The sequence below is a fragment of the Galactobacter valiniphilus genome (assembly GCF_003575975.1).
GTDB lineage: Bacteria > Actinomycetota > Actinomycetes > Actinomycetales > Micrococcaceae > Galactobacter > Galactobacter valiniphilus.
The window spans coordinates 86,579-106,305 of sequence record NZ_QQXK01000010.1 but is presented as its reverse complement, the minus strand read 5'-3'; the positions used below and the strand labels follow the sequence as shown (position 1 = coordinate 106,305).

At 72.7% G+C, this 19,727-nt stretch carries 20 protein-coding genes and 1 pseudogene; 10 read left to right on the top strand and 11 right to left on the bottom strand.

Annotation, left to right across the window (positions count from 1 at the left end):
• The first annotated feature begins 6 nt into the window (after positions 1 to 6).
• From DWB68_RS06680 to DWB68_RS06670, 3 genes are all read left to right on the top strand, one after another.
• On the top strand, positions 7 to 720 hold the full coding sequence (locus DWB68_RS06680) for an LOG family protein (RefSeq protein WP_119424364.1): 714 nt from the start codon (positions 7 to 9) through the stop codon (positions 718 to 720).
• Complete coding sequence (locus tag DWB68_RS06675; protein ID WP_119424363.1) at positions 721 to 1,341, top strand: DivIVA domain-containing protein; 621 nt, start codon at positions 721 to 723, stop codon at positions 1,339 to 1,341.
• Positions 1,342 to 1,458: 117 nt separating this feature from the next.
• Entirely contained in the window at positions 1,459 to 1,629 is a 171-nt protein-coding gene (locus DWB68_RS06670) for a DUF3117 domain-containing protein (RefSeq protein WP_119424362.1), read from the top strand.
• 85 nt (positions 1,630 to 1,714) lie between these two features.
• On the opposite strand, the gene DWB68_RS06665 is transcribed toward DWB68_RS06670, so the two are convergent.
• Complete coding sequence (locus tag DWB68_RS06665; RefSeq protein WP_119424361.1) at positions 1,715 to 2,350, bottom strand: O-methyltransferase; 636 nt, start codon at positions 2,348 to 2,350, stop codon at positions 1,715 to 1,717.
• Positions 2,351 to 2,466: 116 nt separating this feature from the next.
• Between DWB68_RS06665 and DWB68_RS06660 the strand changes: the two genes are divergently transcribed.
• The 3 genes from DWB68_RS06660 (at position 2,467) to DWB68_RS06650 (ending at position 4,348) form a co-directional block, all read left to right on the top strand.
• Entirely contained in the window at positions 2,467 to 3,048 is a 582-nt protein-coding gene (locus DWB68_RS06660) for a sigma-70 family RNA polymerase sigma factor (protein WP_119424360.1), read from the top strand.
• 3 nt (positions 3,049 to 3,051) lie between these two features.
• The gene (locus DWB68_RS06655) at positions 3,052 to 3,849 is read left to right on the top strand and encodes a zf-HC2 domain-containing protein (RefSeq protein WP_119424359.1); all 798 of its coding nucleotides are present in this window, start codon (positions 3,052 to 3,054) and stop codon (positions 3,847 to 3,849) included.
• Between the two features lie 79 nt (positions 3,850 to 3,928).
• On the top strand, positions 3,929 to 4,348 hold the full coding sequence (locus DWB68_RS06650) for a twin-arginine translocase TatA/TatE family subunit (protein WP_119424358.1): 420 nt from the start codon (positions 3,929 to 3,931) through the stop codon (positions 4,346 to 4,348).
• Positions 4,349 to 4,394: 46 nt separating this feature from the next.
• On the opposite strand, the gene DWB68_RS06645 is transcribed toward DWB68_RS06650, so the two are convergent.
• From DWB68_RS06645 to DWB68_RS06635, 3 genes are read right to left on the bottom strand one after another with little or no spacing between them, the layout of a single operon-like run.
• The gene (locus DWB68_RS06645) at positions 4,395 to 5,522 is read right to left on the bottom strand and encodes a P-loop NTPase (protein WP_119424357.1); all 1,128 of its coding nucleotides are present in this window, start codon (positions 5,520 to 5,522) and stop codon (positions 4,395 to 4,397) included.
• Entirely contained in the window at positions 5,519 to 6,133 is a 615-nt protein-coding gene (locus DWB68_RS06640; RefSeq protein ID WP_119424356.1) for a DUF1003 domain-containing protein, read from the bottom strand. Before DWB68_RS06640 ends, DWB68_RS06645 begins: the two co-directional genes overlap by 4 nt.
• The gene (locus DWB68_RS06635) at positions 6,126 to 7,427 is read right to left on the bottom strand and encodes a magnesium transporter MgtE N-terminal domain-containing protein (RefSeq protein WP_119424355.1); all 1,302 of its coding nucleotides are present in this window, start codon (positions 7,425 to 7,427) and stop codon (positions 6,126 to 6,128) included. The genes DWB68_RS06640 and DWB68_RS06635 overlap by 8 nt, the downstream gene beginning before the upstream one ends.
• Positions 7,428 to 7,526: 99 nt before the next feature.
• On the opposite strand from DWB68_RS06635, the gene DWB68_RS06630 reads away from it, so the two are divergent.
• Both DWB68_RS06630 and DWB68_RS06625 read left to right on the top strand, forming a co-directional pair.
• Entirely contained in the window at positions 7,527 to 8,273 is a 747-nt protein-coding gene (locus DWB68_RS06630) for a general stress protein (RefSeq protein ID WP_199700398.1), read from the top strand.
• Positions 8,270 to 8,698 carry a hypothetical protein gene (locus DWB68_RS06625; RefSeq protein ID WP_119424354.1) on the top strand — a complete coding sequence of 143 codons (429 nt, stop codon included), beginning with the start codon at positions 8,270 to 8,272 and terminating at the stop codon, positions 8,696 to 8,698. The genes DWB68_RS06630 and DWB68_RS06625 overlap by 4 nt, the downstream gene beginning before the upstream one ends.
• Before the next feature lie 75 nt (positions 8,699 to 8,773).
• Here the strand turns inward: DWB68_RS06625 and DWB68_RS06620 are convergent, their stop codons facing one another.
• Positions 8,774 to 10,330 (bottom strand): aminopeptidase P family protein, encoded by a 1,557-nt coding sequence (locus DWB68_RS06620; protein ID WP_119424384.1) that lies wholly within the window; start codon positions 10,328 to 10,330, stop codon positions 8,774 to 8,776.
• A gap of 196 nt (positions 10,331 to 10,526) precedes the next feature.
• Here DWB68_RS06620 and DWB68_RS06615 point away from each other — a divergent pair.
• Positions 10,527 to 12,051: pseudogene (locus tag DWB68_RS06615) on the top strand (GMC family oxidoreductase).
• Positions 12,052 to 12,138: 87 nt separating this feature from the next.
• Complete coding sequence (locus DWB68_RS06610; RefSeq protein ID WP_119424353.1) at positions 12,139 to 13,008, top strand: PHP domain-containing protein; 870 nt, start codon at positions 12,139 to 12,141, stop codon at positions 13,006 to 13,008.
• On the opposite strand, the gene DWB68_RS06605 is transcribed toward DWB68_RS06610, so the two are convergent.
• The 6 genes from DWB68_RS06605 to DWB68_RS06580 form a co-directional block, all read right to left on the bottom strand.
• Positions 12,994 to 14,232: an MFS transporter gene (locus DWB68_RS06605; RefSeq protein WP_119424352.1), complete on the bottom strand. Its 1,239-nt coding sequence runs from the start codon at positions 14,230 to 14,232 to the stop codon at positions 12,994 to 12,996. The two genes, DWB68_RS06610 and DWB68_RS06605, sit on opposite strands and share 15 nt — an antisense overlap.
• Positions 14,233 to 14,241: 9 nt before the next feature.
• The gene (locus DWB68_RS06600; RefSeq protein ID WP_119424383.1) at positions 14,242 to 15,270 is read right to left on the bottom strand and encodes a site-specific DNA-methyltransferase; all 1,029 of its coding nucleotides are present in this window, start codon (positions 15,268 to 15,270) and stop codon (positions 14,242 to 14,244) included.
• A 5-nt stretch (positions 15,271 to 15,275) separates the two neighbouring features.
• Positions 15,276 to 17,099 (bottom strand): DEAD/DEAH box helicase, encoded by a 1,824-nt coding sequence (locus DWB68_RS06595; RefSeq protein ID WP_407645661.1) that lies wholly within the window; start codon positions 17,097 to 17,099, stop codon positions 15,276 to 15,278.
• A 44-nt stretch (positions 17,100 to 17,143) separates the two neighbouring features.
• Positions 17,144 to 18,631, bottom strand: coding sequence for an RNB domain-containing ribonuclease (locus tag DWB68_RS06590; protein ID WP_119424350.1), 1,488 nt, complete (start codon positions 18,629 to 18,631; stop codon positions 17,144 to 17,146).
• A 20-nt stretch (positions 18,632 to 18,651) separates the two neighbouring features.
• Positions 18,652 to 18,876 carry a DUF3107 domain-containing protein gene (locus DWB68_RS06585; RefSeq protein WP_119424349.1) on the bottom strand — a complete coding sequence of 75 codons (225 nt, stop codon included), beginning with the start codon at positions 18,874 to 18,876 and terminating at the stop codon, positions 18,652 to 18,654.
• Between the two features lie 84 nt (positions 18,877 to 18,960).
• On the bottom strand, positions 18,961 to 19,575 hold the full coding sequence (locus DWB68_RS06580) for a TetR/AcrR family transcriptional regulator (protein WP_233548648.1): 615 nt from the start codon (positions 19,573 to 19,575) through the stop codon (positions 18,961 to 18,963).
• Positions 19,576 to 19,727: the final 152 nt, after the last annotated feature.

Sequence of the window (19,727 nt, the reverse complement as noted above, 5' to 3'; positions counted from 1 at the left end):
GGTCCCATGAGCGAGACGCCGCAGCCCGTGCTGCCCTTCACCACGCCGCAGGCGGTGCGCTTCGACCGCGCGCTGCTTGATTCGCACCGCTCCGACCCGGGCGAGGAGGCGTGGCGGGCCATGCGCATCCAGGGCGAGTTCGTGAACGCCTTCGACGTGCTGGGCAACCTGGGTCCGGCCATCGCCGTCTTCGGCTCCGCCCGCTTGGGGGAGGGGCGTGCCGAGTACGACGCCGGGCGGCAGGTGGGCGAGCAGCTCGCCCGGCGCGGCTTTGCCGTGGTCACGGGCGGCGGCCCCGGCATCATGGAGGCCGCGAACCGCGGCGCGCAGGACGCCGGGGGCGTTTCGGTGGGCCTGGGCATCCAGCTGCCCTTCGAGGACGGCTTCAATCACCACATCGACCTGACGGTTCCCTTCCACTACTTCTTTGCCCGCAAGGTGAACTTCGTGAAGTACACCCAGGGCGCCGTGGTGCTGGCCGGCGGCATCGGCACGCTGGACGAGCTCTTCGAGGTCCTCACGCTGATCCAGACCGGGAAGGTCTCCGATTACCCCGTGGCTCTCGTCGGAGTGGCCTTCTGGACGCCGCTCATCGACTGGCTGCGCGGGACCCTGCTCGCCGCGGGAACTCTCTCCGAGGCGGACGTGATCCGCCCGCTCGTGACGGACGACCCGGCCGAGGCCGTGGCCCACGCGACCGGCGCGGACGGGAGCGAGTAGATGCAGTACCTGATCCTCTTCTTGGCCATCGCCCTGCTGGGTGTGGCGCTCGTGGTGGGCTTCCGGCCCCGTCCAGCGCCCGCGCGCCGCGCCGAGAACGGCGCGTCGATGCTGGGGCTCTACGAGCCCGACCCGGTGCTCCCGCCCGTGTTGCTGCCCGAGCGCCCGCGCGGGGCAGACATCGACGGCCTGCGCCTGAGCCCGGCCCTGCGCGGCTACCGCTGCGAGCAAGTGGACGGTGTGCTCGATGCGCTCGCCGGGGAGATCGAGCGCCTGCACGGTGAGCTCGACGCGCTCACGGCGCCGCGCGAGCCCAGCGCGGCCGTGTCGGCCGAGCTCCTGCACGCCTGGGGCCCGCAGGATGCGGAGGGCGCGGTGGGCGCCGCCGAGCCCGAGGCCGTGGCCGAGGAGCTCGCCGCCGAGGAGCCCTCCGGGTCCGTGGAGCGGGCCGACAGCCTGGAGGTGGAAGCGCCGGTGGAGCCCGTGACGGAGTCGGTCGAGGGGCCGGCATCGGCGGCCGCGGGGGCATCGGAGCCGCCCCCGGGCGACCCCGCAAACGCGCCGAAACGTGACGAAGAAGGCCCTTTCGAGGAACAGTCACAAACTTTTCGCTCCCTGTGATTGGCCCCACGCGCCGGAATCCGGGATAATAACTGATGTAGTTACCCGGTGAGGCCGCACCCGAGCCGGGAGTGACGTGGGCGGAACCGCCGCCCGCATGAGTTGAGGAGCACCGAGATGGCTGCCATGAAACCGCGCACCGGCGACGGCCCCCTGGAGGTCACCAAAGAGGGTCGTAGCCTCATCATGCGCGTGCCGATCGATGGGGGAGGCCGCCTGGTGCTTGAGCTGAACAACGATGAGGCCGCCGCCCTGCGCGATGTGCTTCTCGAGGCCACCGAGGCCTGAGCCTAAGCATCGCGGCACAACGAAGGGCCCGGAACCGCTTGAACGAGCGGTTCCGGGCCCTTGTTGTTGCGTCAGGGGCGCGGGCTCAGGCCCGGCGAACGGCCACGAGCACGCCGGTGCCCGTCGGAAGCATGGCGGTGGCGAAGCGTTCGTCGTCGCGCAGGAGGCGCTGCGCCTGGCGTGCGGAGAGGGTGCTGGGGCGGCGTACGGCCGGCTGCGGCACGGCGTCGTCATCCAGCGCGTCGTTGATGACGATGATCCCTCCCGGGCGCAGGAGGCGCGCTGACTCGGCGACGTCGGCGGCCACGCGCTGGCGCGAGCCGTCCACGAGGACGAGATCGTAGGACTCGTCGGCCAGGCGCGGCAGGACGTCCTGGCTGCGGCCGTTGATGGTGCGCGTGCGGTGCGAGACGAAGCCGGCCTCGGCGAAGGCGATGCGCGCCGCGTCGAGGTGTTCGATGTCGGGTTCCACCGTGGTGAGGATGCCACGGGCATCCATGCCGCGCAGGAGGCAGACGCCGGAGACGCCCACGCCGGAACCGATCTCCACGGCGGTGCGCACGCCGGCGCTCGCCGCGAGCACGGTCAGGAGCGCACCCGTGCCGGCCGAGACGGGCTCGACGCCCAGCTCGTGGCCGCGCTCCCTGGCCCGGGCCAGCACCGCATCCTCGATGGGCAGGGCCTCCGCGTAGGACCAGCTGCTGTGCTTGTGCGCGCTCATGGGGCGTGAAATCGCTTCCGTTGCATCTTAAAGGTGGGGACGCCTCAGTCTAGTGCCCGCCCGTGGTGCGCCTCGCCGAGCCGAGGTTCAGCAACTTCACAGCCTGCCCCAGCACAATGACACGTGTGAAAACAACGTCGCCAGTCCCCGCGTCCGGGGTGCCGTCCCCGGAGGCGCTGGCAGCGGAGCACGGAGCCTCGCTGGCCCGGCTCGCGTATCGCTTGACCGGCAACCGCGCGGACGCGGAGGACCTCGTCCAAGAGACCTACGTGCGGGCCCTGCGCGCGCTCGAACGCTTCACCCCCGGCTCGGTGGACGCGTGGCTGCGGCGCATCGCCACGAACCTCTTCCTCGACTCAGCCAGGCGCCGCGCCAAGCTGCGCTTCGACCCGCTGGCCGAGGACGCCGAGGAGCGTCTCGCCGCGACGGGCGACGGCCCCGAGCGCAGCTTCGAGTTCGCCCACCTCAACGCCGACGTCGCTGCAGCGCTGCTCGAGCTGGCCCCGGACTTCCGGGTCGCCGTGGTGCTGTGCGACCTCGAGGGTTTCTCCTACGAGGAGATCGCCGAGACGCTGGGGCTCAAGCTCGGCACGGTGCGCTCGCGCATCCACCGCGGCCGCACGCAGCTGCGCGCGAGCCTGGCCCACCGCGACCCGCGGCCCCCGGCCCGGGCCCGAACCCTCTTGGCGGGGCGCTGACGCGTGGTCTTTACCTCTCACTTCACCGATCAGCTCGAGGTCGCCGAGTTTGTGGCGGGCGAGCTGCCCGAACGCCGCTCCAAGGCCCTCGAGGCCCATCTTGAACGCTGCCCCGCCTGCCGCGACGCCGCGGCGGATGAGCGCCGCCGCGTGCGCCGCCGCGCCACCATGGCCGCGGCCGGGGGGGAGGTGCTCACCGACACCGGGAGCGTGGCGCTCGTGGGGACGCGGCGGCGGCGCATGGTCTCCAACGCGGTGCCGACGATCGGTGCGCTGCTGACGGTCGTGGCCTTCGTGGCCGTGCTCGTTGCTGCGTGGAACGCCGGCGGCAGCCACGCCCGGGCGGACCTGACGGCCTCGGTGGCCGCCTTCTCGGCGAGCGGCACCCCGCTCTCCGACTACGACATCGCCGAGCTGCGCCGCGCGGGCTGGACGTGCCCCGATCTGCGCCCCAACAGGCTGACCATGACCTCCTCGAGCGGCGCCAAGAGCGGCGACCTCGCCTGGGTGAGCATCACCTACACGGGGGAGCAGGGCGCCGTGGTGCTCACCGAGACCCGCTCGCTCGCGGCCGGGGCGGGGACCCCCGCAGCCAAGCCGGAGCTGGACGCACAGCAGTTCGCCGGGGGCTCGGCCCGCTTCGCGCTGCACTCGGGCCTGGACGCGAAGGCCGCCGCCGCCCTGCAATCGAGCATCTCGGCGCTCGCGGCGGAGTCAGCGAAGGACGCTCAGGCCGAGCCGGCCAGTGGCTGGGACCGGCTCTCGCGCGGCTTCGTCCGGCTCGTGGATCCCACCCGATGAACCGTACCGCTGCGGCGCGTCTCGTCATGCTCGGCACTCGCGCGTCGAGGACGTCCCACAAACGGTAGGCTCTTCTCTCGTGGAACTCTTTGGCATTAACGGCAGCGAGCTGCTCATTCTCGGCCTCATCGCCGTGGTGGTCCTCGGCCCCGAAAAGCTGCCTGAGTATGCCCAAAAACTGGCCCAGCTGATCAAGAGCATCCGCGGCTACGCCGCCGGCGCCAAGGAGCGCCTCCGCGAGGAGGTCGGCGACGAGGTCGCCGACATGGATTGGCGCAAGCTCGATCCGCGCCAGTACGACCCCCGCAAGATCATCCGCGACGCGCTGCTCGACGACGAGGCGCCGGCTTCCGGCCCCGCCTCACCGTCCGCCAGCGGCGGCAGCGCCGCGCTCGCGGCCGCCGCCCCCGCCGCGGCGCTGTCGGCGCTGCCCACCGTGGCGACCCAGACGCAGCTCGCCGAGGGCGAGCTCGCGCCGTTCGACTCCGAGGCCACCTAAACCACACCCCGCCGCTCGGGGCGCGCCCACGAGGCGTCCGCCGTTTCTAGCGCGGGGTGATGCCGAGCGAACGCCCGGCCAGGCCACGCGGACGCACAGCAATGCGGTCCGCCAGCGCGCCGAGCGCCGCCGCAGCCGCCGTGCCGGGGCCCCCCACGACCACCGGCACGCCGTCGTCCCCTCCCTCGCGCAAGGCGGGGTCAAGCGGAAGCTGCGCGAGCAGCGGGACGTCGTGACCGGCCACGGCGCTCAGCCGCGCGGCCACCTCGGCCCCGCCCCCCTCACCGAACGGCGTGAGGCGCGTGCCGTCCGGCAGCTCCATCCAGCTCATGTTTTCCACCACGCCGAGGACGCTCTGACCCGTGGAGAGGGCCATGGAACCGGCGCGTTCTGCCACCTCGGCCGCCGCGTGCTGCGGCGTGGTGACGACGATCTGTTCCGTGCCCGGCAGCAGCTGCGACACGGAGATCGCGACGTCGCCGGTGCCGGGCGGGAGATCGAGCAGGAGCACGTCGAGGTCTCCGAAGTGCACCTCCGTGACGAACTGCTCGAGGGCCCGGTGCAGCATGGGCCCGCGCCACATGACGGGCGCGTTGTCGGCGAGGAACATGCCGATGCTCATGACCTTCACGCCGTGGGCCACGGGCGGGACGATGAGCTCGTCCACGCGCGTGGGGGAGGCGTCCGAGAGGCTCATGAGGCCGGGCACGGAGAAGCCGAGCACATCGGCGTCGATGATGCCCACGCTCAGCCCGCGCGCAGCCAGGGCGGCCGCCAGATTGACGGTCACGGAGCTCTTGCCCACGCCGCCCTTGCCGGAGGCGATCGCGATGACGCGGGTGAGCGAATCGGGCTGCGTGAAGGGCACCACGTGGCGCTTGAGCGAGTCGACGAGGGCGCGGCGCGCCTCCGGACTCATGACCCCCAGCTTCACGTCCACGTCAGTGAGGCCGGGCAGGGCGGCCAGCTCGCGGCGGACGTCGGCCTCGATCGTGTCCTTGAGCGGGCAACCGGCCACCGTGAGGAGCACCCCGATCTCGGCGCGGGAGCCCGTCACCTCGACGCTCTCCAGCATCCCGAGCTCGGTGATGGGGCGGCGCAGCTCCGGGTCCATGACGCGGGCCAGCGCCGCCCGCACCTGATCGGCCTGGGGCGCGGCGGAATCCTGGCTCACCTGCGGTCCTTCTCTTCCCTGTCTCGCTCGTCGCGGCCGGCGCGCTCGAAGCGTTCGCGCTCGCGTTCGCGGCGGCGCTTGGCCTCGGGGTCCTCCACGCCCTCGCGCTCCTCGAGGAGTTCCTCAAGCACGTTGCGCAGCTCGGAGCGCACAAAGTCGCGGGTCGCGACGTCGCGCATGGCCAGGCGCAGGCTCGCGATCTCGCGCGTGAGGTACTCGGTGTCCGTGAGGTTGCGCTCGGCGCGCGAGCGGTCCTCCGTGAGCGAGACGCGGTCGCGGTCGTCCTGCCGGTTCTGCGCGAGCAGCAGCAGGGGCGCGGCGTAGGAGGCCTGCAGCGAGAGCATGAGGGTCAGGGCCGTGAAGCCCATGGCGGCCGAATCGAAGCGCCAGGCCTGCGGGGCTAGGGTGTTCCAGAGCAGCCAGAGCACACAGAAGATGGTCATCCACAGCAGGAACTGCGGGGTGCCCATGAAGCGCGCGAACTTTTCGGTCGCGGAGCCGAAGGCGTCGGGGTTGGGGCTCAGGCGCGGCCAGAAGCGGCCACGGGCGGACAGCGGGGTGTCGAGGCCAGAGGCCTTGGTCTTCACACGGCGGGGATTCTTCTCAGCCACGCTTGACCCCCTTGGAGCGCAGATTGGTGCGGCCCGTCGGGCGCACGACGGCGTCGTCCTCGTGGGAGCGCCAATCGTCCGGGAGCAGGTGGTCGAGGACGTCGTCCACGGTCACGGCGCCCACGAGGCGCCCCTCGTCGTTGACGACGGGCGCCGAGGTGAGGTCGTAGGTCGCGAGCATGCGCGAGACCTCCTGGACGTCGGCGAGATCGGAGAGCGGTTCGAGGTCCTTGTCCACGAGCTTGCCCACGGGCTCGGGCGGGGCCGAGCGCAGCAGCTCCTGTATGTGGACGAGCCCGAGGTAGCGGCCGGTGGGCGTCTCCAAGGGGGGACGGCACACGTAGACGGTCGCGGCGAGGGCCGGGCTGATCTCCTCGCGGCGCACGGAGGCGAGGGCCTCGGCCACGGTGGCCTCGGGCGGGAGGATGACCGGGACCGGCGTCATCATGGAGCCGGCGGTGTTCTCCTCGTACTCCAGCAGGCGGCGCACGTCCTCGGCGTCCTCCGGCTCCATGAGCTGCAGGAGGGATTCCTTCTGCGTCTCCGGGAGCTCGGAGAGCAGGTCGGCCGCGTCGTCCGGGTCCATCTCCTCGAGGACGTCGGCGGCGCGCTCGGTGTCGAGCGACGAGAGGATCGCGACCTGCTCGTCGTCGGGGAGCTCCTGGAGCACCTCGGCGAGGCGGTCGTCCTGCAGCTCGGTGGCGACCTCGAGGCGGCGCTTCTCGTCCATCTCGTGCAGGGCGTCGGCGAAGTCGGCCGGCTTGAGCTCGTCGTGGGACTCGATGAACTGCGCGGCGCCCTGGGGCTCGCTCACGTCGCCGAAGACGATCTCGTTCCACGACACCACCACGGTGTTGCCTCCGCGGCGGCGGAAGGGCCCGCGCCCGGGCGTGCCGCGGCGCACGAAGTACTCGTCAACGGCCCAGTCGCCGTTGGCCTGGCGGATGAGGCCAATGTCCTCGACCACGCCCTGGCCGCTGCCGTCGAGGAAGGTGACCCGGCGGTCGAAGACCTGCGCGGCCACGAGCGTCTCGGCGCCGCGCTGCTGGAAGCGGCGCAGATTCACGAGGCCGGAGGCGATGACCTGCTCGGAACTCATGGACTGCACGCGCGTCATGGGCACGAAGACGCGTTTCTTGCCGAGGACCTCGACCACGATGCCGACGCACATGGCTCGGCGGCCGGGGCCCCTTTCGAGGACCACGGCGTCCCGCAAGCGGCCCAGGCGATCACCGAGGGGATCGAAGACATCCAGGCCGAGCAGTCTGGCGACGAAGATCTTGGAGCTGCTCACGCCCTCCAGCCTACCGGCCCGGGCCTCCGGATTCCGCCGAGGGCGCACGGGCCGCGCCGTGGGCAGACACGGCGTGTCGCGCGCGGCACAATGGGGGCCATGACGTCACCTGCCAGCCAGGCTTCGGCCGCATTTCCCACCATCCCCCGCGGGGAGGTCATCGGGCGCTACGAGAACTACCTCGACGCGCAGAAGGTCGTCGACTACCTCGCCGACCACGACTTCCCGGTGGCAAACGTGTCCATCATCGGCAACGACCTGAAGCTTGTGGAGCGCGTGCGCGGCAAGCTCAGCTACCCCCGCGTTGCCGGCCAGGGAGCCGCCCAGGGCGCCATGCTCGGCGTGTTCTTCGGGCTCCTGCTCATGCTCTTCTCGGAGCCGGGTCAGGGTTCCGTGGTGCCGCTCTTCGCGGCGGTGCTGCTCGGCGCGTTCCTCTTCATGATCATGGGCGTGGTCAGCTACGCCCTGCAGCGCGGCAAGCGCGACTTCTCCTCGACCCGCCAGGTGCTGCCCAGCACGTGGGACGTGGTCGTGGAGCACGCCGTGGCGGCGCAGGCGCGCCAGCTCGCCTCCCAGCTGCCCATGAACCCGTCGCAGGCCGGCGCGCGCTCGGCGTGGGGCCAGGCCCCGATCGCCCCGCAGGCTCCCGCCCAGGCGGAGCCCCCGGCCGCGCCGGGCCAGCCCGGGCAGCCGACCTCCGCGGTCACCGGCTACGGCGATCTGGACGACGGGCGCCCGCGCTACGGCGTGCGCATCGAGCAGCCGGGCCAGGCCCAGCCGGCGGCGGCGCCCGAGGCGCAGGACCCGCAGTCGGCCCCGGAGCACGGCGAGGGGGAGGCCAAGTGAGCGCCGACCGCCTCGAGGACGTCGCGCGCCTCGCCGCCGCTGCCTCGCGCCAGCTCGCCGCGGGCGGCGAGGTGCCGGACGCCGTTGCTGCGCTGCACCACGCCCGTTCCTTCGTCGAACTCGCGGACGAGGACGGCCTCGTCGATTCCGTCGAGTCCCTCGCCGAGCAGGAGGACGGCGACGCGGCCGTCGCGGACGTCGTCGACGCCTTCCGCGCGCTCGGCCTGGGGGCCGCGGCGGACCAGCTCTCGGCCGCCTACAACTGGTCGGAGGACGGCTACCCCGTCGATGCGGACGCCGGGATCAAGGCCACTGACGTGCGTGCCGCCCTCGACACGCGCTTCGAGGAGACGGTGGACGCCGAGCGGCTCGAGGAGCTGCTCGCCGAGCGCCTCGACGAGGCCCCGGAGGCCTACGGCCTCTGAGGCCCACCCACAGCACGACGGCGGCCGGTCACCATGGAGACAAGGTGACCGGCCGCCGTCGTGCTGTGTGGGCGTTCAGCCGTTGATGCGGGCCATCCAGGCCTCGACCTCGGCGACCGTGCGCGGGACGTCCGCGCTGAGGCGCTCGGCGCCGGTCTCGGTGACGAGGATGTCGTCCTCGATGCGCACGCCGATGCCGCGGTACTCGGCCGGGACGGCCAGGTCCTCGGCCTTGAAGTAGAGGCCGGGCTCGATCGTGAAGACCATGCCGGGCTCCAGGACGCCGTCCTGGTAGAGGGCCTGGCGGGCCTGGGCGCAATCGTGGACGTCGAGGCCAAGGTGGTGGCTCGTGCCGTGCGGCATCCAGCGGCGGTGCTGCTGGCCGGCGGGGGAGATGGCCTCCTCGACCGAGACGGGCAGCAGGCCCCACGCGTGCAGGCGCTCGGCCAGCACCTTGAGAGCCGTCTCGTGGACGGTGCGGAAGGTGATGCCGGGCTTGACGATGTCGAAGGCGGCGTCGGCGGCGTCGAGGACGGCCTGGTAGACGCGGGCCTGGACCTCGGAGAAGGCGCCGTTGACCGGCACGGTACGCGTGATGTCGGCCGTGTAGAGCGAGTCCGCCTCCACGCCGGCGTCGACGAGCAGCAGCTCGCCGTCGTTGACCTGGCCGTCGTTGCGGATCCAGTGCAGCACCGTGGCGTGGTTGCCCGAGGCGGCGATGGTCTCGTAGCCGAGGTCGTTGCCCTCCTCGCGGGCGCGGGCGAAGAAGGCGCCCTCGATGACGCGCTCGCCGCGCTTGTGCTGCACGGCGCGCGGGAGGGCGCGGACGACGTCGTCGAAGCCGTTGGCGGTGGCCGCCACGGCGGCGCGCATCTGCTCGATCTCCCAGGCGTCCTTGACGAGGCGCAGCTCGGAGAGGGCCTCGGTCAGCTCGCCGTCGGCGGCGTCCGTGGCCTCGAGGTCGGTGATGCCCGTGTTGATGCGGGAGGTGTCGACGACGGCGTCGACGGTCTGATCGACCTCGCGCACGAGGCGGATGGAGATGCCGTTGAACGCGGCGTGGCCGGCGTTCTCCGTGATGGCGTCCTCGAGGGCGAGGTCCATGTGCGCCGTGGGCAGGCCCGTCAGCGCCGCGAGGGACTCGAGGGTGTGGCGCTCGCCGATCCAGAACTCGCCGGTGCGGGCGTTGGAGTAGAACTCCTCCGAGTCGCGCCCGGCCATGGGACGGAAGTAGAGCGTGGGCAGGTGCCCGGAGCCGAGCTCGCCCTGGCCGGCCTCGACGGGCTCCATGACCAGCACGGCCTCGGGCTCGAGGTCCAGGCCGAGGCCCGTCATGTGGGCGAAGCCGGAGTGCGGGCGGAAGCGGTAGTCGGTGTCGTTGGAGCGCACCTTGAGCGGGCCGGCGGGGATGACGAGGCGCTCGCCCGGGAAACGGGCGGAGAGCTTGGCACGGCGGGCGGCGGCGAAGTCGGCCGAGGCCATGCGGGTGGTGCCCTCGTCCTGGCTCGGGGCCCAGTTGGCGGCCATGAAGGCCTTGAAGGCGGCCGAATCGGGGCGCATCGAGCGGTTGTTGACGCGGTCCTCGAGGGGCTGGTCGCCCTCGGGGGTGGACATGTCGGGGTTCTGGGTCATCACGTCCTCCATGCTCCCACCGCTCCTCGCCCGCGTCCAAGCGCGGGCTGTGCACTCTGCCCGGCCGCGGCGGCGCGCGTGGCGCAAATGGTCGGTTCGGATGGCGGAAAGTGGACGGCGCGCCGTTGCCCCGGTGGGGCAGGGTGGGAGTGTGAGGCGCGACACCCGCGCGCCACCAACGCGTGAAGGAGTACCCGTGAAGGACAACGACGTCGACGTCATCGTGATCGGCGCAGGCTCGGCCGGCAACGTCATCGCCCGCCGCCTGCTGGACGCCGGGAAGATCGTGGCCGTGCTCGAGGCCGGCGGCCTGCCCGAGAACCCGATCATCGCCGACGTCGCCGCGGCCGGTGGCCTGTGGCGCGGCCCCGAGGACTGGGACTACGTCACGGAGCCGCAGGAGGGCCTGCGCGGCCGTGCCCTGCGCCTGCCTCGCGGCAAGGTCGTGGGCGGCTCGCACGCGCTCAACGCCACCATCTGGGTGCGCGGCCACCGCGCCGACTACGACGCGTGGGCCTACCGCGGCTGCCCTGGCTGGGGCTGGGACGAGGTGCTTCCCCGTCTTCAAGGCGATCGAGGACTTCGATGGCGGCGCCTCCGAGCTGCGCGGGGCGGGCGGCCTGCTCGACGTCCGCGAGAACTTCGGCCGCGACGAGGTCCAGGACTCCATCCTCGAGGCGTGCCGCCAGTGGGGCCTGCCGGAGGACGCCGACTACAACTCGGGTGAGCCGGACGGCGTCTCCAAGATGCAGCTCAACGTCCGCGATGCCAAGCGCTTCAACACCTGGAACGCCTACCTCGAGCCCGTCGCCGGCTCCGCCGCGCTGCGCCTCATCACGGGCGCCCGGGTCTCCCGCCTGATCCTCGAGGGCACCACGGTGCGCGGCGTCGAGTACCTCGACGCCGAGGGCGCCACGCAGCGCCTGCTCGCCGAGGAGACCGTGCTGTGCGCGGGCGCCCTCGGCTCGCCCGAGGTGCTGCTGCGCTCCGGCGTGGGACCGGCCGAGGAACTGCGCGCCGTGGGCGTGGAGCCCGTCCTCGATGCACCGGGCGTGGGCAAGAACCTGCACGATCACTTCCTCGTGCCGGTCATCTACTCCACCGAGCGCGCCGTTCCCGCGCCGGGCGTCGGCGCCGCCGAGACGCACCACTTCTGGCGCTCGCGCCCCGATCTGGCGGTCCCGGACACCCAGCCGCTGCACTTCTCCCTGCCCATGTACTTCCTGGATGACATGGAGGGCCCGGACAACGGCTTCAGCCTCGTGGCCGGCATCGTGCGCCCCGCGGGCCGCGGCTCGCTCACGCTGGCCGGCCCCGAGCTGGCCGACGGCGTGAAGGTGGACGTGGCAGCGCTCGCCGACGAGGCCGACGTCGACTCCATGATCGCCTCGGTGCGCCAGTGCCGCGAGATCGGCCGCCAGGCCGCCCTCGCCGAGGGCTGGGGCGCCCGCGAGGTCTACCCGGGCGAGCAGCTCGGCGACAGCGACGAGGAGCTCGAGGGCTACGTCCGCGACCGCACCGTCACGTACCACCACCAGGTGGGCACCTGCCGCATGGGCCTGGACGACACCGCGGTGGTGGATCCGCGCACCCTGCGCGTGCGCGGCCTCGAGGGCGTGCGCGTCGCCGACGCGTCGATCATGCCCGACATCACCACGGGCAACACCAACGCGCCCACGGTCATGATCGCCGAGCGCGCAGCCGCCATGATGCTGGCCTGATCCTGCCGCCCGGAGCGGCGACTCGCTGACGGGGCGGCCCGGCGTGGAATCACGCCGGGCCGCCCCGAGCCATTAGCCTTAGCGTTCATGCGCATCGACCTGCACACGCACTCCTGGGTCTCCGACGGGACGCAGGCCCCGGCCGAGCTCGTGGCCGACGCCGCCGCGGCCGGCCTCGACGTCGTGGCGCTGACGGACCACGATCAGAGCGCCGGCTGGGACGAGGCCCGCGAGGCGGCCGCCCTGCACGGCGTGGGATGGCTCGGCGGCATCGAGGTCACGTGCCGCGTGCCGACCTCGGGGATCAGCGTCCACATGCTCGCCTACGGCGTGAGCCGCGCGGACGTGGAGCTCGCCGCGGCGCTCGCCGGGCTGCGCGATTCACGCGATCACCGCGCCCAGGCCATGGTCGACCGGCTCGCGGAGGACTTTCCCATCGACTGGGAGTCGGTCCAGGCGCAGACCCAGGACGGCTCCACGATCGGCCGCCCGCACATCGCCGATGCGCTCGTGGCGGCCGGCGTGGTGAAGGACCGCACCGAGGCCTTTGCCCACATCCTGTCGCCGCGCGGCCCCTACTACGTGGGCCAGCCCGCGTTGGATCCCGTGGACGCCGTGCGGCTGATCCACGGCGCAGGGGGAGCCGCCGTCATGGCCCACCCCGTCGCCGGCGCGCGCGGGCGCGTCATCGGCAAGGCGGACATGCTCGCCGTCGTCGAGGCCGGCCTGGACGGCGTGGAGGTCTATCACCGCGACAACTCGGAGGAGGGGCGCGGCCAGCTGCTCTCCCTCGCCGCCGAACGCGGCCTCATCGTCACCGGGTCCTCCGACTACCACGGTGCAGGCAAGCCGAACCGCCTCGGGGAGAATACGACCGAGCCGCTCGCCCTGCTGCGCCTCCTCGAGCGGACCGACGCCCCCGAGTACGTGGGCTTCGAGGCCTCAGACCTCTCCTGAACCGGCCTTCGCCGCCGGGCCGTTCAGGCGCAGGGTGAAGGAGAGCGCGCAGCCGATGAGGCACAGCGCCACGGGCAGCAGCAGCGCGTCGTTGAGGCCGACGAGCCCGGCCAACCCGCCCACGATGGCGGGCCCCGCGAGCATGCCGACGTAGCCGGCGCCCACGATCCGGGCCAGGACCACGGCCCCGCGCGGCCCGGGAACCAGCGAGCCGGCCGCCGTGAAGAGCTGCGGAACGATGCCGGAGAGGCCGATGCCGTACAGGCCCCAGCCCACCACGGCCCAGCCGAAGCTCGGGAGGAACACCACGCCGAGCAGGCCCACCGCGGCGATGAGGGAGCCGTAGCGCACCACGGCGCCGGCGCCGAAGCGCCCGGCCACGCGGTCGGCGCAGAGTCGGCCGATCGTCATGGCCGTGGAGAAGGTGCCGTAGGCGGCTGCGGCGAGGGACTCGCTCGTGCCGAAGTGCTCCACGGCGTGGCGCGAGCTCCAGTCGTTCACGGTGCCCTCGGCGAGGAAGAACGCGAAGGCGAGCAGACCAAGGATGAGGCCGAGGCGCAGCACGTGCGAGCGGGCCGGAGCCGGGGCCACGGCCGCCGGCGCGGCGTCCGCGCCCTGGGCGGCGGCGACGGCGGCATGCGAGGGCATGAGGACCGGGAGCGCGCCGAGGGCCACGACGGCGCACACGGCGCCCATGATGCTCATGGAAGCGACGGAGGGCATCTGCAGCGCCAGGAGCGCGCCGCCGAGCAGCGCCCCGAGGGCGCCGCCCACCGAGAAGAAGGCGTGGAAGGCGCTCATGATGGGGCGGCCGTAGGCCTGCTCCACGCGGACTGCCTGCTCGTTCATGGCCAGGTCAAGCGCGCCGTTGCCGACGCCGAAGAGCATGAGGCCGGCGGCCAGCCACAGCGGGTCGGGGGCCAGGGAGACCGCCACGATCCCGAGGAACATGACCACGGTGCCCCAGGCCTGCACGGGCTTGGAGCCCCAACGCGCGGCGAGCGAGCCACCGGCCTGCATCGCCAGCAGGGCGCCCACGCCGAGCACCAGGAGCAGCACCCCGAGTCCGGCCTCGTTCAGGCCGGTGTTGTTCATGAGCCGGGGGATGTGCACCACCCACGTCGCGACGGCAAAGCCGCACGCGAGGAAGCTCGCGAAGACGCCGAGGCGGGCGCGCCGCAGGGCGGCGCTGGGGCGGGGCAGGGTGTCGGTGGTGGCACTCACCGCCTCAGCCTAGCGAGGCTCGCCGTCCCCGGCCCGTTCATCCCAGCGCAGGTCGATGAAGCGCGCCGCCGGCAGGCGCCTGCGCATGACGTCCACGGCGTCGGCGTGCGCGTCGACGCACACGAAGCGCCGCCCCAGCTCGGCCGCGGCGGCGCCCGTGGTCCCGGACCCGGCGAAGAGGTCGAGCACCCAATCGCCCTCGCGCGAGGACGCGGCGATGATCCGCTTGAGGATCCCGAGCGGCTTCTGCGTGGGGTAGCCCGTCTTCTCCTTGCCCGTGGGCGAGACGATGGTGTGCCACCAGACGTCGGTGGGCAGCTTTCCGCGCACCGCCTTCTCCTTCGTCACGAGCCCGGGGGCCATGTACGGCTCGCGCTGCACCTCGGAGGAATCGAAGTGATAGCGCATCGGATCCTTGACGTACATCAGGATGGTGTCGTGCTTGGCGGGCCAGCGGCGCTTGGGCCGGGCCCCATAGTCGTAGGCCCAGATGATCTCGTTGACGAAGCGCTCGCGGCCCACGAGCGCGTCCATGGCCACCTTGGCGTAGTGCGCCTCGCGGTAGTCGAGGTGGAGGTAGAGCGTGCCGTCCTCGGCGAGCAGGCGCCAGGCCTCCTCGAGGCGCGGGAACAGGAAGCCCCAGAAGTCCTCGAAGCGGTCGTTGTAGCGCGCCAGCTCGGTGCGCACGGAGGCGTAGCTCGCGCCGCGGAAGCCGCTGCGCACGCCCTCGCCCACGCGGGACTGATGCGCCTCAGCGCCCGACGGCGTGGGGGAGGGCTGGGTGCCCCGGCCCGCCGGGGCGGGTGCCGCCCCGGCGGCGCCGGAAGGCGAGGCGCCCTCGGGAGCCGGCTCCGCTGCGTCGTCGGGCAGGCGGGAGCCAACAAAGCGCTCACGGCGCTGCACCCGGCCGGTGTTGAACGGGGGATCGAGATAGACAATCGTGAACGCCCCGCTCGGCAGAGCGGCGGTGGCGGCCAGGTTATCCCCGGCCACCACCGCCGACTCACCGTCGAGGCTGAACCACGCGTCGCGGTTCAGCTGGCTCACTCGGAGGCCGCTGCGCCGCCCTGCTGGCCCTCGCCGCCCTGCCCGCCGCGGCGGGTGCGACGGCGACGGCGCGGGGCGCCGGTGCCCTCGGAGCGGGAGCCCTCGGCGCGCGGGGCGCGCTCGCCGTCGGCCTTGGGCTTGGAGCCCTCGTGGCCCGGGCGATCGGCGTGACCCTTGCCGCGCTCGCGGCGCTCGGAGCCCTCGCCGCGGCCGCCGCGGGACTGGCCGCCGCGCCCGCCGCGCTCGCCGCGCTCGCCGCCGCGGGAGCCCTGGCCGCCGCGGCCGCCGCGCTCACCGCGGTCGGAACCGTGGCGCTTGCCGGTCTCGCCCAGGTCCTCGAGCTTCTCGGCGGAGAGACCCTCGAGCACGCGCTTGTCGCGCGGCAGGCGGCCCTTGGTGCCCTTGGGGATGTCCAGATCGGTGAAGAGGTGCGGGGACGAGGAGTAGGTCTCCAGCGGCTCCGGCACGTCCAGGCCCAGGGCCTTGTTGATGAGGCCCCAGCGCGGGACGTCCTCCCAGTCAACAAAGGTGATGGCGGTGCCCTTGTTGCCGGCGCGGCCCGTGCGGCCCACGCGGTGCAGGTAGGTCTTCTCGTCGTCCGGGCACTGCAGGTTGATGACGTGGGTGACGTCGTCCACATCGATGCCGCGCGCGGCGACGTCGGTCGCGACGAGCACGTCCACCTTGTTGCTGCGGAAGGCGCGCAGGGCCTGCTCACGGGCGCCCTGGCCCAGATCGCCGTGCAGCGCGCCGGCCGCGAAGCCGCGGTCGGTGAGCTCCTCGGACAGGCGGGCGGCCTGGCGCTTGGTGCGCGTGAAGATGATCGAACGGCCGCGGCCCTCGGCCTGGAGGATGCCGGCGATGACCTCGTCCTTGTCCAGGTGGTGCGCGCGGTAGATCACCTGACGGATGTCCTTCTTGGTGATCGAATCGTCGTCCGGATCCGCGGCGCGGATGTGGGTCGGCTGGCTCATGTAGCGGCGGGCCATGGCGATGACCGGGCCGGGCATGGTGGCGGAGAACAGCATGGTCTGGCGGACCTCGGGCACGGCGGAGAGCAGGCGCTCCACGTCGGGCAGGAAGCCAAGATCCAGCATCTCGTCGGCCTCGTCCAGGACGACGGTCCGCACATGCTTGAGGTCCAGGTGGTGCTGGCGCATGAGGTCGATGAGGCGGCCGGGCGTGCCGACGACCACCTCGACGCCGGCCTCGAGCTGCTCGATCTGCGGCTCGTAGGCGCGGCCGCCGTAGATGGTCGCGATGCGGGCGCCGAGGCGCTTGGCCGGGGCGGCGAGATCCTCGGCGACCTGCACCGCGAGCTCGCGGGTCGGGGCGACGATGAGGGCCTGCGGGGCGCCCGGTTTGGCGAGCTTCTCGAACTCCGGCGAACCCGGCACGGCCACACGCTGCAGCGCGGGGATGCCGAAGCCGAGGGTCTTGCCCGTGCCGGTCTTGGCCTGACCGATGATGTCGTGGCCCCCGAGGGCCACGGGAAGCGTCATCGCCTGGATGGGGAAGGGGTGGGTGATGCCCTTGTCGGCCAGCGCCTCAACGATGGCCGGAACCACCTTGAAGTCGGCAAAGGTGGGCTGCGGGGCGTCGGCTGCGACGTCCTGGGTGGATTCGCTCACGGTGGGCGGTTCCTTTTCTGGTTGGCGCCGGCCGGGCGTCCCGTTGAGGGCCGTGTGGCTCCTCCGGGGCGCGAAGCGGGCGCGAGGCACGGAGCCGATCGCGGTGTGGCAGTGGGCGGGTAAGTCCCCGCCCGAGCGACGCGTCAACGCCGCAGAAGGACAAGAAAAGGGGTGCGACCGAGCATCCATTCACTGGTGTAGGGAAGTGTACCCGGGCGCCCCCGCGTGGCCGCTTAGGCGGGATCGACGACGCACAGGCGAATCGTGGCCGAGGCGATGTCGGCGCTCACGAGTTCGAGTGTGACGAGCGAGCCCGACTCGGCGACGCCCTCCGCGCGGGCCTCGACGGGCGGATCCAACAACGTGACCTTGACGCTGCCGGTGGAACGGGGGCCAGCGGCCGGCGCGCCCTGGGGGGCTTGCGCCGCCGAGGGGGCGGGCGAGGGCAGGCGCCCCTCGGTCACGACGGCCTCGAAGCGTTCGCCCTCGCGGCCCTGGAGCAGGAAGGCCTCGACGATGTCCAGGCTGCGCCGCTCGGCGGAGTTGACGGCGGAACCGGCGGCCTTCATGGCCTCGGGGAGGGTGGGCAGCGCCTCGCGCACCCACGCCGGGATGGGGGCAGCATTCACGTGGGCGTGGCACAGGACGAGGCCGAAGCGGTCGACGAGCCGGCGCAGCGGAGCGGTGACGTGCGCGTACGGGGCGGCCACGGCCGCCTGCTGCGGCTGGGCCGGGGCAGCGCCGTCGAACGCCGTGTAGCCGGCGCCGCGGAAGAGGCCGCCCGCCGCGTGCATGATCGCGAGCTGGCGCGGATCGGAGACGTCGAGGGTGCGCAGGTAGGCGCCGTAGCCCTGGCCCTGCTCCCAGGGGTGGCCCAGGAGGGCCGTGACCTGGCGGAAGCGTCGCTCGGCCTCCGGGTCCGGCGCCGGCATGGTGCGCAGGAGACCGACGCCGGCCTCCAACATCACCGCGGCGGCCGTGATGCCCGTGAGCAGGGAGACCTGGGCGTTGTCCTCCTCGATGGGCAGGGGGACGCGGGAGCGCAGGCGGTAGCCGCCGCCCTCGGCTGGGACGATCTCCTGCTCGGGCAGACTCAGATTGGCGCCGCCGCGGCGCGCCTCGTCGGCGCGGCGGGCCTCACCGAAGGCGTGCAGGCGCAGCATGAGCGCATCGCCCGCCTCGAGCCGGCGCTGGGCTTCCGGGTAGCTGAGCTGCTCTCGGCTGCGCACTCGCGCGTGGCGCAGGGAAGCCAGGGTGGAGGCACCGTCCGCCGCGACGAGCAGTTCCCACACATAGGCGCCGCGCTCCTGGCCCTCCAGGAGCGAGCCGGCGCCCTCGGAGATGACCTCGGGGTGCAGGGGGATGCGGCCCTGGGGGAGGTAGGCGGTCTCGCCGCGGCGGCGGGTCTCGGCGTCGAGCTCGGTGCCGACCGGGACAAAACCGGGCACATCGGCGATCGCGTAGTGCACGCGCCAGCCGGTTCCCTCGTCCTCGATCCACAGGGCCTGGTCCAGATCGGTGGAGCCCTCGGGGTCGATCGTGACGAAGGGGATGCCGAGCAGATCCAGCTCGGGCAGCGCGTAGGCGCTCACGGCCGCCTCCGCCTCGGCCACGGCGGCCGGGGGATAGGCGGCGGAAAGGCCGGAGGCCGCCGCCGCGGTCTCGAGGGAATCCCTGAGGGCGGTGGCGACCTCCGAGAGCCGCAGATAAGCGTGGCGCATGGTGCGGCTCCTTGAATCGATCAGCCCTGGGCGAACCCGACGGGGCGCTGCGCCGGGGCGCCGAACTCCACGTAGGCGATGCCGGCGCCGGCCACGAGAACCTTGCGGCCCTTGGCATCGGTCAGGCTCAGCAGGCTGGAGTCCGTGATCGCTGCGGCAATGGCCGCCTCGACGGCCTCCGCGCTCTCCTCGGTCTCGATGGCGACCTCGCGGGCGACGTCCTTCATGCCGATGCGCACGTCCATGACAACTCCTGTGCTCGTGGGGCGGCCGTCCCGCTCTCCGGGCGCCGCCGCGTGAAAAGTCTTCCAGCCCACCCTATGACAGGCTCAGGCGATGTCCTTGGGGAACTGGCCGATTCCGCGCCAAGCCAAACGCGCCACGAGCTCCACGGCCGTCTCGAGCGGCACCTCCGGCGCGGCGGCCCAGCGCATGGCGCCGGTCTGCGCGGCGCCGGCCAGTGCGTGGCCGAGCAGCTCGGCGGCGGAGGCTGGCAGGCCGGCCTGGGCCTCGATGATGGTGCCGATGGCACGGCCCACTGCCTCCTCGAAGGTGTGGAGGCGGGCCGAGACGTCGGCGTCGTTGCCGAGGTCGGAGGCGAAGATGAGGCGATGCGCACCGGAGTCCTGGGCCACGTACTCGAAGAACACCCGCACCGTCGCGTTGACGCGCTCGCGGTTGTCCTCGGTCTTGGAGACGGCCGTGACGAGGCGGCCCTCGAGGGCCGAGAGCTCCGAGTCGAGCAGCGCGAGGTAGAGCTCCCGCTTGCCGGGGAAGTGCTGGTACAGCACGGGCTTGGAGACCTGGGCTGCCTCCGCGATCGCGTCCATGGCCGTGCCGTGGTACCCCCGCTCGGAGAACACGGCGTGCGCCGCCTCCAGCAGCTGGGCGCGGCGCTCCGCCTTGGGCAGGCGCAACTGGCGGGGGGAGGAAGTGGTGCTCACGGTAGCCTTCCGCTCAAGTCAGAGAAGCATCGATGCTGTTGCGCCATGCTACGCCGGGGTAGCCCCGCTCCCCGGATTCGTGACGGTGTGCCGGAGCCGGGAAACGGCGAGGGCGTGGGCGCCGCCGAGGCGCCCACGCCCTCGCGTGCAGT

Bases quoted from the DNA above. Each gene is read 5' to 3' on its own strand.
- DWB68_RS06660 (WP_119424360.1), top strand. From the start codon at position 2,467: ATGACACGTGTGAAAACAACGTCGCCAGTCCCCGCGTCCGGGGTGCCG.
- DWB68_RS06675 (WP_119424363.1), top strand. From the start codon at position 721: ATGCAGTACCTGATCCTCTTCTTGGCCATCGCCCTGCTGGGTGTGGCG.
- DWB68_RS06595 (WP_407645661.1), bottom strand. From the start codon at position 17,099: ATGGATGCTCGGTCGCACCCCTTTTCTTGTCCTTCTGCGGCGTTGACG.
- DWB68_RS06670 (WP_119424362.1), top strand. From the start codon at position 1,459: ATGGCTGCCATGAAACCGCGCACCGGCGACGGCCCCCTGGAGGTCACC.
- DWB68_RS06590 (WP_119424350.1), bottom strand. From the start codon at position 18,631: ATGCGCCACGCTTATCTGCGGCTCTCGGAGGTCGCCACCGCCCTCAGG.
- DWB68_RS06585 (WP_119424349.1), bottom strand. From the start codon at position 18,876: ATGGACGTGCGCATCGGCATGAAGGACGTCGCCCGCGAGGTCGCCATC.
- DWB68_RS06680 (WP_119424364.1), top strand. From the start codon at position 7: ATGAGCGAGACGCCGCAGCCCGTGCTGCCCTTCACCACGCCGCAGGCG.
- DWB68_RS06620 (WP_119424384.1), bottom strand. From the start codon at position 10,330: ATGACCCAGAACCCCGACATGTCCACCCCCGAGGGCGACCAGCCCCTC.
- DWB68_RS06665 (WP_119424361.1), bottom strand. From the start codon at position 2,350: ATGAGCGCGCACAAGCACAGCAGCTGGTCCTACGCGGAGGCCCTGCCC.
- DWB68_RS06610 (WP_119424353.1), top strand. From the start codon at position 12,139: ATGCGCATCGACCTGCACACGCACTCCTGGGTCTCCGACGGGACGCAG.
- DWB68_RS06630 (WP_199700398.1), top strand. From the start codon at position 7,527: ATGACGTCACCTGCCAGCCAGGCTTCGGCCGCATTTCCCACCATCCCC.